The 12,280-nt window shown below is 67.3% G+C and carries 8 protein-coding genes; 5 read left to right on the forward strand and 3 right to left on the reverse strand.

The genetic code is table 11. From position 1 onward, the window contains the following. Window positions 1-5 precede the first annotated feature (5 nt). Window positions 6-3,203, forward strand: a complete 3,198-nt coding sequence (locus FHY04_RS19610; protein ID WP_183937542.1) for an efflux RND transporter permease subunit — start codon at window positions 6-8, stop codon at window positions 3,201-3,203. Between the two features lie 4 nt (window positions 3,204-3,207). Then, window positions 3,208-4,701, forward strand: a complete 1,494-nt coding sequence (locus tag FHY04_RS19615) for an efflux transporter outer membrane subunit (protein WP_183937543.1) — start codon at window positions 3,208-3,210, stop codon at window positions 4,699-4,701. A 68-nt stretch (window positions 4,702-4,769) separates the two neighbouring features. Here FHY04_RS19615 and FHY04_RS19620 read toward each other — a convergent pair whose 3' ends face one another. After that, entirely contained in the window at window positions 4,770-5,396 is a 627-nt protein-coding gene (locus tag FHY04_RS19620; protein ID WP_260171666.1) for an NADPH-dependent FMN reductase, read from the reverse strand. Window positions 5,397-5,514: 118 nt separating this feature from the next. Here FHY04_RS19620 and FHY04_RS19625 point away from each other — a divergent pair, with 118 nt between their 5' ends. The 3 genes from FHY04_RS19625 to FHY04_RS19635 all read left to right on the forward strand — a co-directional run bounded on the left by FHY04_RS19625 (window position 5,515) and on the right by FHY04_RS19635 (window position 9,751). Further along, complete coding sequence (locus FHY04_RS19625) at window positions 5,515-7,704, forward strand: transglycosylase domain-containing protein (protein WP_056409713.1); 2,190 nt, start codon at window positions 5,515-5,517, stop codon at window positions 7,702-7,704. Window positions 7,705-7,820: 116 nt separating this feature from the next. Further along, the gene (locus FHY04_RS19630; RefSeq protein ID WP_183937544.1) at window positions 7,821-8,822 is read left to right on the forward strand and encodes a low specificity L-threonine aldolase; all 1,002 of its coding nucleotides are present in this window, start codon (window positions 7,821-7,823) and stop codon (window positions 8,820-8,822) included. After that, the gene (locus FHY04_RS19635) at window positions 8,819-9,751 is read left to right on the forward strand and encodes a DMT family transporter (RefSeq protein ID WP_183937545.1); all 933 of its coding nucleotides are present in this window, start codon (window positions 8,819-8,821) and stop codon (window positions 9,749-9,751) included. Before FHY04_RS19630 ends, FHY04_RS19635 begins: the two co-directional genes overlap by 4 nt. Here the strand turns inward: FHY04_RS19635 and FHY04_RS19640 are convergent. Together FHY04_RS19640 and FHY04_RS19645 are read right to left on the reverse strand one after the other, a co-directional pair. Continuing rightward, window positions 9,664-10,500 (reverse strand): NAD(P)-dependent oxidoreductase, encoded by an 837-nt coding sequence (locus FHY04_RS19640; protein ID WP_183937546.1) that lies wholly within the window; start codon window positions 10,498-10,500, stop codon window positions 9,664-9,666. The genes FHY04_RS19635 and FHY04_RS19640 overlap by 88 nt on opposite strands. Then, window positions 10,497-12,239, reverse strand: coding sequence for a M28 family metallopeptidase (locus FHY04_RS19645; protein WP_183937547.1), 1,743 nt, complete (start codon window positions 12,237-12,239; stop codon window positions 10,497-10,499). Before FHY04_RS19645 ends, FHY04_RS19640 begins: the two co-directional genes overlap by 4 nt. Window positions 12,240-12,280 lie beyond the last annotated feature (41 nt).

Consider the following 12,280-nt stretch of genomic DNA (forward strand, 5'->3'; position numbering starts at 1 on the left):
GCCTCATGTCACGCTATTTCATCGATAGACCCATCTTCGCATGGGTTATCGCGATCATCCTGATGCTGGCCGGCGTCCTTGCGATCCGGTCGCTGCCGATCGCGCAGTTTCCCGAGATCGCCGCCCCCAAAGTGACGGTCGCGACGTCCTATCCGGGCGCCGACGCGCAAACGCTCGAGAACACGACGACGCAGATCATCGAGCAGCAGATGAAGGGGATCGACAACCTTCGCTACTTCGCCTCGACCAGCGACGGCGCGGGCAATCTCGCGATCACGCTGACCTTCGAGCAGGGCACCGACGCGGACATCGCGCAGGTTCAGGTGCAGAACAAGCTGCAACAGGCGACCCCGCTCCTGCCGCAGGAAGTGCAGCAGGCCGGGCTTCGCGTGACCAAGGCGACCGCCAACTTCCTGCTCGTGATCGCCGCCTATTCGCAGGACGGCAGCCATGATCAGGTCGATCTCGGCGATCTGATCGCATCCAAGCTTCAGGATCCGCTCAGCCGGATCAAGGGCGTCGGCGACACGCAGGTGTTCGGCGCGCAATATTCGATGCGGATCTGGGTCGATCCGTTCAAGATGTCGAACCTCGGCGTCACCGTCACCGACATCACCTCGGCAATCACCGCGCAGAACGCACAGGTTTCCGCCGGTCAGGTCGGCAGCCTTCCCGCGGTCAAGGGCCAGGCCCTGAACGCGACCGTCACTGCGCAGTCGCGTCTGCAGACTCCGGAACAGTTCCGCCAGATCATCATCCGCTCGGCCACCGGCGGCGCCACCGTGCGCCTCGCCGATGTCGCCCGGGTCGAAATGGGCTCGGAAAACTACAGCTTCCAGGCGCGCTACAACGGCAAGCAGGCGGCGGGCTTCGGCGTGAAGCTGGCGCCGGGCGCCAACGCGCTCGACACCGTCACGCTGGTGAAGGCCGAGGTCGAGAAGATCGCCAAGCAGTTCCCGGCCGACGTCAAGATCGCCTATCCGGTCGACAATTCGACGTTCGTGCGGTTGTCGGTCGAACAGGTGGTCCACACGCTGATCGAGGCGATCATCCTCGTCTTCCTCGTGATGTTCCTCTTCCTCCAGAACTTCCGCGCCACGCTCATCCCGACGATCGCGGTGCCGGTCGTGCTGCTCGGCTCGCTCGCCGTGCTTCAGGTCGCGGGCTTCACGATCAACACGCTGACGCTGTTCGGCATGGTGCTGGCGATCGGTCTGCTCGTCGATGACGCGATCGTCGTCGTCGAGAATGTCGAACGCCTGATCCAGGAAGAGGGGCTGAGCCCCAAGGAAGCCGCCAAGAAATCGATGGACGAGATCAGCGGCGCGTTGGTCGGCATCGGTCTCGTGCTGTCCGCGGTGTTCCTGCCGATGGCGTTCTTCAGCGGTTCGACCGGCGTGATCTTCCGCCAGTTCTCGATCACCATCGTTTCGTCGATGGTGCTTTCGGTGCTGGTAGCGCTGATCCTGACGCCCGCACTCTGCGCCACCATCCTGAAGCCGTCCAAGCAGGATCACGGCGACAAGAAGGGCTTTTTCGGCTGGTTCAACCGGACCTTCGATCGCGGCGTCGACAGATATGGCAAGGGCCTGCGTCGCGTCGAAAAGGGCTGGGTGCGGACGATGATCGTCTATGTGGTCATCGTCGGCGCGATGCTGTTCGTCTTCCTGCGACTGCCCTCGGGCTTCCTTCCCGAAGAGGATCAGGGGCTGATGTTCGCGCAGGTGTCGATGCCCACGGGCACGACGATGGAAGAGACCGCGCGGACGATGGACAAGCTGCGCGATCACTTCCTGGTCGACGAGAAGGCCAACATTGCGGGCATCTTCACGATCAGCGGCTTCGGCTTTGTCGGCCAGGGCCAGAATGTCGGCCTCGCCTTCATCCAGCTCAAGCCGTGGGAGGATCGCGAAGGCGACGCGAACACCGTCGCTGCGGTCGCCCAGCGCGCCAACCAGGCGCTTGCCGGGATCCGCGCGGGCATGGTGATCGGCTTCGTGCCCCCCGCCGTGCAGGAACTCGGCAACGCCAACGGCTTCGACTTCATGCTGAAGGACAATGCCGGCGTTGGCCACGACAAGCTGCTTGAGGCACGCAACATGCTGCTCGGCATGGCCAGCCAGGACAAGCGCCTGATGCAGGTCCGTCCGAACGGCCTGGAGGATGCGCCACAGCTCAAACTGAACGTCGACCAGGCCCAGGCGGGCGCGCTCGGGCTGAGCCAGGCGGATATCAACACCACCGTCAGCACCGCGTTCGGCGGATCCTACATCAACGACTTCATCGACCGCGGTCGCGTGAAGAAGGTGTTCGTCCAGGCCGATGCACCGTTCCGCAAGTCGCCCGCCGACCTCGGCAACTTCTATGTCCGCGGCGCGACCAACGCGATGACGCCGATGTCGTCCTTCTCGACGACCGACTGGACCTACGGCCCCGCACGTCTCGAACGCTATAACGGCGTCGCCTCGTTCGAGATCATGGGGTCGCCCGCACCCGGCGTCAGCAGCGGCACCGCGATCAAGGCGATGGAGGAAATGGCGGCCAAGCTACCCCCCGGCATCGGCTATGAGTGGACCGGCCTCAGCTATGAGGAACAGCTTTCGGGCGGGCAGTCGACCTATGTCTATGCGCTGTCGCTGCTGATCGTGTTCCTGTGCCTTGCCGCACTGTACGAGAGCTGGTCGATCCCGATCGCCGTGCTTCTCGTCGTGCCGCTCGGCGTGCTCGGTGCGGTGCTCGCGGCGATGGTCGCGGGGCTCAACAACGACATCTATCTGCAGGTCGGGCTGATCACGACGATCGGCGTGGCGGCGAAGAACGCGATCCTGATTGTCGAGTTCGCCGAGGAAAAGATGGGTGACGGGATGAATGCGGCGGATGCCGCGGTCGAGGCTGCCAAGCTGCGTCTTCGCCCGATCCTGATGACCTCGTTCGCGTTCATCTTCGGTGTTCTCCCGCTCGCACTGTCGAGCGGTGCGGGTGCCGGCGGCCAGAATGCGATCGGCTGGGCGGTGGTCGGCGGCATGCTGTCCGCGACCGTGCTCGCGATCTTCTTCGTGCCGCTGTTCTTCCTGCTCGTGAAGCGCGTCTTCAAGCAGGACAAGCCCGGCCTGCAGGACGGAGACCACCGCCGTGATGACACACGTGACGATACCCGTGACGGCGACACCACGCCCCACGACCAGCGGCCGCAGGAGGCCTGATCCGATGTTCTCGCGCAAAATCGCTCTGACGTTCGCCGCCGGGCTCACGCTCGCCGGCTGCAACCTGGCCCCGAAATATGTACGGCCCGAGCTTCCGGTGGCCCCGTCCACACCGACCGGACCGGCTTATGCGGCGACCGATGCGGCGGGTGCGATCGTGCCCGCGGACACCGCATGGGAGGCGTTCTTCACCGACGACCGCCTGCGCCGCGTCATTCGCACCGCGCTCGACAACAACCGCGACGTCCGCATCGCGGTTGCCAATGTCGCGCAGGCGCGGGCGCAATATCGCGTCCAGCGCGCCGACCTGTTCCCGACGCTGGGTGCGACGGGCAGCGCAACCTATCAGAAGTCCCCCTTCGGCGCCGTCGGTGGCGGTACGGGCGGCACCACGGGTGGCGGCACGGGCGGTACTGGAGGCGGCACCGGCGGCGGCGGCACCGGTGCCGGGGCGGTCGCCGGCGGCGGCCGCTTCGATATCTATTCGGCCAATCTCGGCGTCTCGGCCTGGGAGATCGATCTGTTCGGCCGGGTCCGCAATCTGACCCAGGCGCAGCAACAGGCCTATTTCGCCGCGGAGGAAAACCGCAACGCCGCTCAGGTGTCGCTAATCGCGGAAACCGCGACAGCCTGGCTGACGATGGCGGCGGACCAGGATCGCCTGAAGATCGCGCAGGACACCGAACGGGCCTTCGGGGAAACGCTCAAGCTCACGCAGGATCGGTTCCGCATCGGCATCGCGTCCGAACTCGAAGTGCGCCAGGCGCGGACGACCTATGACCAGGCGCGCTCCGACATCGCCGACGCGACGACGCTCATCGCGCAGGACCAGAACGCACTCAACCTGCTCGCAGGCACCACGCTGAGCGCCGACCTGCTGCCGGCCCGGATGCCGGAGAAGACGCCGACGCTGGAAAATCTGCCCGCCAACCTGTCGTCCGAGGTGCTTCTGCGGCGCCCCGACGTCGCGGCTGCCGAGCATCAGCTGATCGCGGCGAACGCCAATATCGGTGCGGCCCGCGCAGCGTTCTTCCCCAATATCTCGCTGACCGCGTCGCTCGGCACGCTAAGCCTCGGCCTGTCGAACCTGTTCGGCAAGGGCAGCGAATCTTGGTCGGTCGCGCCGTCGATCACGCAGCCGATCTTCGACTTCGGTCGCAACAAGGGCAATCTGGACTACGCCAAGGCCTCGCGCGACGCGATGCTCGCAACCTATGAGAAGAGCGTCCAGACCGGCTTCCGCGAGGTTGCCGATGCACTCGCGCGGCGCGGTACGATCAACGGGCAGCTCGAAGCGCAAACGTCGCTGCGCGACAATGCGGCGGGCGCGTTCAACCTGTCGCAACTGCGCTTCCGCGCGGGGATCGATCCGTTCCTAAACACGCTGGATTCACAGCGGTCGCTCTACACCGCGCAGCAGAGCCTGCTGGCGACGCGGCTGGTTCGCGACACCAACGCGGTCGAGCTCTATCGCGCGCTCGGCGGCGGGTTGCGGTAACACCGGCCCGTCACGCCCGCCGCGTCATCTAGGGCTAGGCCCGGGTGACGCGGCGGTGCGACGCGTGCTTAGTTTGCCGGTTCGGAAAGCGGCGCGAACCGAGCGACCTGCCGGCCGACCAAGCGAAGCTGTTCGATCACCGCCGGATCGCTCGCGCCGCCCTCGGCATCGAATTTCGTCACCTGCGTGTTGATCGCCGCGGCAAACGGCGTCGGCCAGCCGCGCAAGGCATGGACGATCGAGCGCAGCGCCGCGATCGTGCTGCCCGTCGCCTGCCAGCCGTAAGCGGTCGCGATCAGCCCGACCGGCATGTCCGCCAGATAGGGCCGGTCGGGATCGCGTGCGGTTTCCTCGAGCAGGTCGAGCGCGTTCTTCACCACGCCCGAGATGCTGCCATGATAGCCCGGGCTGGCGATGATCACCGCCGAAGCCTCGCGCACTGCCGCGACAAAGGCACGCTCGTCTTCGGTCCGTTCGGTCGCCTTGGGATCGTAGAGCGGCAGCCGGGCCATGTCCGCACCGCCGAACATCTGTGTCCGGTATCCGTGTCGTTCGACCGAATCGAGCGCGATCCGCAACGCGCGCTCGGTCGACGACACGCCGCCGATCGTCCCGCCAATGCCGACGACAAGCGGCAGGGAGGGCGATAGAGAGTCGGTAGCTGCCACGGTGTCACCCTGTTCGAACATCATCATTATGCTCTTCCCCGTTTCGCCCGGTGATGACAACAGGCCAATGCTGTCGCTCAGCGCGCGTACACGTTAAGCGTGCGCATAGGCTTGTCCGAACTGTCATAGAACGATAACACACCAGATGCCCGACCGCTGGAACGATCCGATGCGCCCCGATCCCTTCGACCCCGCCCGATCCGGCTCCGGCATGTCCGGCGAACGCGAGCCCTATGCCTATGAACGCGAACGGTTGATCACCGAGCGCGAACGCCTGCGCGAGAAATATGAGCGCGAGCGACTGGGCGAAGATCCGGACGGCAATTACGATCCCCGCCAGGACGATGGCTACCCCCAGCCCGCAACACCGCGGCGCAGGCGGGGCGGGATCGGCCGGTGGATCGTGCGCGGCACCGGTATCGGCATCATCCTGCTGGTGATCGCGATCATCTGGCTGGCGATCACCGCGCCTTTGTCGAAATCGCTGCAGCCGCCGACCCCGCCCTCGATCACGCTGACCGCCGATGACGGCACGCCGATCGCACGGCGCGGCGCGATCATCGGCAAACCGGTCGATGCGGCGACGTTGCCACCGCACGTGCGCGAGGCGTTCCTCGCGATCGAGGACCGCCGCTTCTATTCGCACTGGGGTATCGACCCGCGTGGCATTGCGCGCGCGGCCTGGGCGAATCTCGGGTCGGGCGGGGTGCGCCAGGGCGGCAGCACGATCACGCAACAGCTCGCGAAGAACGCGTTCCTCGATTCGGACCGCACCGCGACGCGCAAGATCCGGGAGGCGATGATCGCCGTCTGGCTCGAGGCATGGCTGTCGAAGGACGAGATTCTCTCGCGCTATCTGTCGAACGTGTATTTCGGCGACAACACCTATGGGATCAGCGCGGCTGCCAAGCATTATTTCGGCCGGACGCCCGCGGCGCTGAACGTCGGCCAGGCGGCGATGCTCGCCGGGCTGGTCAAGGCGCCGTCGCGGCTCGCCCCGACCTCCAACCTCGAGGGTGCGCGAAAGCGTGAAGCCGTCGTCGTCGGCGCGATGGTCGCCGCAGGCTTCCTTACCGAAGCTGAGGGCGATGCGGTCCGCCCGCAACGCGTCCTGTCGAACCGCCCGACGCAACTCCCCAACGGCACCTATTTCGCCGACTGGATCCTGCCCGAGGCGCGTGACCAGGCGGGCGAGGTGAAGACCGAGACGACCGTCCGGACCACGCTCGATCCGCGGCTGCAACGTGCCGCCGAACGCACCGTCGCGCGCGCCGGGCTGCGCGAGGCGCAGGTCGCGCTGGTGGCGATGCGTCCCGACGGGCGCGTCGTTGCGATGGTCGGCGGCAAGGATTACCGCAAGAGCCCGTTCAACCGTGCGACTCAGGCGCGTCGCCAGCCCGGATCGACGTTCAAGCTGTTCGTCTATCTCGCCGCGATGCGCGCGGGGATGACACCCGATTCGACGATCGAGGACCGCCCGGTGACGATCGGCGACTGGACGCCCAAGAACAGCGACGGGCGCTATCAGGGGACGATCACGCTGCGCCAGGCATTTGCCCGCTCTTCCAACGTTGCCGCCGCCCGGTTGACGCAAGAAGTCGGCGTCCGGGCGGTGATCAAGGCCGCGCGCGACCTGGGGATTTCCACGCCCATTCCGAACGAGGCGACGATCGGCCTCGGCACCTCGACCGTGTCGCTGCTCGAACTGACCGCCGCCTATGCCGCGATCGCGCGCGAGACCTATCCGGTGCAGCCGCGCGGGCTCGCCGATGTTCGGGAAAAGGGCTGGTATCAGTCGCTGACCGGGGGTTCGACCGCCCTGCCGCCGAAGATCCATGACGAGATGCTCGACCTGCTCGCTGCCTCGATCCGCAACGGAACCGGGCGGAGCGCCAACCTGACAGTCGATGCGTTCGGCAAGACCGGGACGACGTCGGACAACAAGGATGCGCTGTTCGTCGGCTTCGCACGCGACCTGGTGGTCGGCGTATGGGTCGGCAACGACGACAACAGTTCGAATCCCGGCCTGTCCGGCGGTGGCATCCCGGCGCGGATCTGGCGCGACTTCATGCAGTCCGCGCTGGGCATCGCCCCCGTCGCCGCCCCCGCGCCGCCGGTCGAGGAGATCGACCCCGATGCACTGCCGCCCGAAGACGGGGACAACAGCGTCCTGCCGCTCGGCGGCGAGATCGAGGGGCTCGGCTTCAACCTGAAGATGGGCGAGGACGGGACGATCTCGGTCGGCCCCGCACGCCGCGATCGACCGGAGGATGGGCCACCACGCGACGATCGCCGGCCGCCCGAGGAGGAACCGGGGTTTGACGAGGGGCAGTAGTTCGATCCCCCGCCGTCATCCTGACGAAAGTCAGGCCCCGGGATGACGACGTAGAAGGCGGCGACCAAGGCGAAGCGCCCGTTGACGCCATCACCGCATCGCAGCATGTCCTGACGATGCGCTTTTTCTCCGACAACGCCGCCAGGATCCACCCACAGGTCATGGCCGCGATCGCCGCCGCCGACACGCTCGACACCGCCTATGCGGGCGATCAATGGAGCCAGCAGCTCGACGGCCGCCTGTCGGCGCTGTTCGAAACCGAGGTCGCGGTGCTGTGGGTGCCTACCGGCACCGCCGCCAACTGCCTCGCGCTTGCAGCGCTGTGCCCGCCGCATGGCGGCATCGTCTGCCACCGCGACGCGCATATTCAGAATGACGAGGGCGGCGCGCCCGAATTCTACACCCACGGTGCCAAGCTGTTCCTCGCCGATGGGGACGGCGCGAAGCTGACGCCCGCGACGATCCGCACCATCCTCGACGCGATCCCCGACGACGTTCACCGCGTCCAGCCGCACGCGATCTCGATCACCAACGCCACCGAATATGGCCGGGTTTACCTTCCCCACGAGGTCGCCGAGATCGGCGCGCTCGCGCGTGAGCGCGGGCTCGGCTTCCACATGGACGGCGCGCGTTTTGCGAACGCGATGGTCCATGCGGGATGCTCGCCCGCCGACATGACGTGGCGCGCGGGCGTCGACGCGCTCAGTTTCGGGTTCGTCAAGAACGGCGCGATGAGCGCGGAGGCGCTGGTGTTCTTCAAGCCCGAGCTTGCCGCCGTCACCCAGTATCGCCGCAAGCGCGCGGGCCTGCTGCTGTCAAAAGGGCGGTATCTGGCCGCGCAGATCCTCGCGATGCTCGAGGACGACCTGTGGCTCGCCAATGGCGAGGCCGCGAACCAGGCTGCCACGCGACTGGCCGCGGCGGCGGGCGACCGCCTCGTCCATCCGGTCGAGGCCAACGAGGTCTTTCTCCGCGCGACCCCCGACGAGGCCGCCGCGCTCCGCGCGCAGGGGTTCGACTTCTACGACTGGGCAGCAGGCGAGATCCGGCTGGTGACCGCATGGGACACGCCGGTTGGTCCGGTCGACCAGCTCGCGGACGCGATCCGGGCGTTATGACCGGGCCGTCCGGTTCGCCGCAACCCCCGATCCAGTCGACGCGTGCGGCGGTGCTGGTCCCGTTCGGGATCGTCACGCTGATCTGGGGGTCGACCTGGCTCGTCATCCGCGACCAGATCGCGGTGGTGCCGCCGAGCTGGTCGATCAGCTACCGCTTCCTCATCGCCGGCATCGCGATGGCGATCTATGCGCGGGTGAAGCGCGAAAGCCTCGTGCTCGACGCCCGCGGCTACGCCTTTGCCGCGGTCATCGGTACCGCGCTGTTCGCGTTCAATTTCAACTTCGTCTACCGCGCCGAGCATTATGTGACGTCGGGGCTGGTCGCGGTGGTGTTCGCGTTGCTGCTCGTCCCCAACGCGGTGTTCGGCCGCATCTTCCTGGGGCAGAAGCTCGGGCGACAATTGATGCTCGGGTGCGGCGTCGCGATGGCGGGCGTCGCATTGCTGTTCGTCAACGAGGCGCGGGTCGATCCGCATGGTCCGCAGTCCGCGACCATCGGCATCGCCCTGACGCTGGGCGGCGTCCTCGCCGCGTCGATCGCCAATGTCATGCAGGGCAGCGCGTTTGCCAAACGTTATCCGATGGCCCCGATGCTGGCGATCGCGATGCTGATCGGCGCGACGCTCGACGCGACCTTCGCCTGGATCACCACCGGACCGCCGGTGTTCGAGCTGCGGCTGGGCTATATCGCCGGGATCCTCTATCTCGGCATCTTCGCCTCCGCGCTCGCCTTCCCGCTCTATTTCAACGTCATCCGCGCGATCGGGCCTGCCAAGGCGGCCTATTCGGGGGTGATCGTGCCGGTCATCGCGATGATCTTATCGACGATCTTCGAGCATTATCACTGGTCGACGCTAGCGGTGGCCGGTGCGGTGCTCGCCGGTGCCGGGCTCGTCATCGCGCTCAGCGCCCGCAGACCCGCCCGGTAATCCGGCCAGGTCGGCGTCCAGCGCAGGACGCGCTTCGCCTTGCCGTTCGCCACCCGCCGGTTCTCGGCATAGAAGCCGCGCCCCATGGCCGACAGCTGCTCGATCGTCACGAACGGCGGCGCGGGCAGACCGAGCAGCGCTGCGGCGAAGGCGACGACGTCGTTCTGCGACGCCGGAACGTCATCCGCCAGATTATAGGCGCCCGGCGGCGCATCGAACGCGGCGATCACGCCCGCGCCGATATCGTCGACATGCGCGCGACTGAACACCTGTCCCGGCTGGTCGATCCGGTGCGCCTTGCCCTCGCGCACGCGGTCGAGCGGCGACCGGCCGGGGCCGTAGATGCCGGGCAGGCGAAAGGTCCGCGCACCGATCGCGAGCCAGTCGGCATCCGCCGCGGCGCGCGCGCTCCGGCGTCCGCCGCCGATCGGCGCGGTCTCGTCGACCCAGGCACCGCCGGCATCGCCGTAGACGCCGGTCGACGACAGATAGCCGAGCCAGGCGCGCGTCCGCAGCAGCGCCGATCCGTAGCGCGCCAGCACGGGGTCGGCGTCATGCTCGGGCGGGACCGAGGACAGGATATGCGTCGCCGCGGCGATCTCCGTCATGACCGCGGCGGCGTCGTCGAACCGGATCGTGCCGTCGCGACCGTCGCGCGACGTGCCGACGACATGCCACCCGTCCCCGGCCAGGCGGCGTGCGATCCGCGACGCGGTATAGCCGAGGCCGAAGACGAGGAGCCGGCTCATTTCGCGGCCGCCGCCCGGCCCATCGGCCCCTTGTAGAGCGTGCCGAAATAGTCGCCCGCATTCCAGACCGGCCGCTCCGCGCCATCGGCGATCTCGCGCGCGATCCGGTAGTTCGCATCGACGAACCGCACGCCCTGATCCCATAGGATCGGCTGCGACAGATCGTCAGACGGCTTGTGATAGTTGTTCGCCATGAAATAGGCGACCGCGGCCTTGCCCGGCCCCTTCTGCCCCGGCCACAGGAACACTGCCGGGATCCCCTTCTGGACGAAGCGGAAATGATCCGAGCGGACGAAGATTCCCTCTTCGGGCATCGGATCGGGCGACAGGCCGACACCGATCGCCGCGACCGCCTTCTGGACGATCGGGCCGAGCGTCGATCGCTCCGCGCCGAACACCACCATGTCCTCGAACTTGTAGGTCAGGATCGGCATGTCGAGATTCACGTCCGCGACGATATTGGCGAGCGGCACGGTCGGATGGTTGGTGAAATAATCGCTGCCGACCAGCCCCTTTTCCTCGCCAGTGACCGCAAGGAAGATCAGCGTGCGCTTCGAGCCCTTGCCGCTGGTCGTGAAGCGCTTGGCTTCCTCGATCAGGCTGGCGATGCCGATCGCATTGTCGAGCGCGCCGTTGTTGAGCGCATCGCCGTCCTTCGCGCCGTTCGCGGGCCGGGTGATGCCGATATGGTCGAGATGCGCGGACAGCACGACGACCTCCTTGCCAAGCACCGGATCGGTGCCGGGGATGACGCCGACGACGTTGCTGCTCGCCGCCGGCGCGAAGCTCGTCTTGGTCGCGACCGTCAGCGTGCCCGCAAGCGGCGCCGACTTGAACTTCGCATTGTCCGACCGCGCCTGCTTGGCGATCGCCTTCCACGACGCGCCGAACAGCTTGGTCGCACCTGCGACGCTCAGCGTGCCGAGCGACGGCGCGCCGGGCGCGTCGACCTTGCCGGTGCCGTCGGGGTTGGCCCAGGTCATCCGGGCGGCGTCGTAGAATTGCGCCGATCGCGCGAACGGGCGGGCCTTGGCGGTCCGCGGGCTTTCCAGTGTGATCACGCCGACCGCCCCCTTGCTTTCGGCGGTCCGGGCCTTGGTGCCGCCGGATCCGAAAAAGGCGCGCTCCTCGCCGCTGAACCGTGCCGGCGCGCCGCCGAAATAGGCGACGATCTTGCCGCGGACGTCGACGCCGGCATAGTCGTTCTGGCCGTATTGCGGGGCGTCGATGCCATAGCCGACGAACACGATCGGCGCCGACACCGCGGTATCCGCCTTCGCACCGTTGGCGGCGGGGACATAGTCTGCCGCGAACACCAGCGGCTGCGCGGCGCCCGACTGCGGCGTCCAGGTGAAGCTGCCCTTGTCCGCGGCCTTGTAGCTGACCAGCGGCACGCGCTGCAGATAGCCGGCATCGTCACCACCTGGCCGCAGACCGGCGGCATAGAATTGCGCCGCGACATATTGCGCGGCGATGTCGAACTCGGGGCTGCCCGCCTCGCGCCCCTTCATCGCATCGGAGGCGAGGAACAGGACGTGCGCCTTCATCGCCGCCTGATCCGCCGGCAGCGGCGCTGCGAGCCGTGCATTGAGGATCGCCGGATCGGGCTTTGCCGCCGGGGTGGCCGCGGGTGCGGCTGCCGGTGTCGGCGCGGCGGCTTTCGGTTGCGGGGCCGACGTCTGCGCCAGCGTCGCCGTGGAGAGGGCGAGCACCGAGAGCGCGCCGATGAACCGATACATGCCGAAATCCTTGCAAGACGAACGTGTTGCAGCCGGGTAGC

Origin of the sequence: Sphingomonas sp. BK481 (assembly GCF_014194875.1) — a bacterium.
GTDB lineage: Bacteria > Pseudomonadota > Alphaproteobacteria > Sphingomonadales > Sphingomonadaceae > Sphingomonas > Sphingomonas aerolata.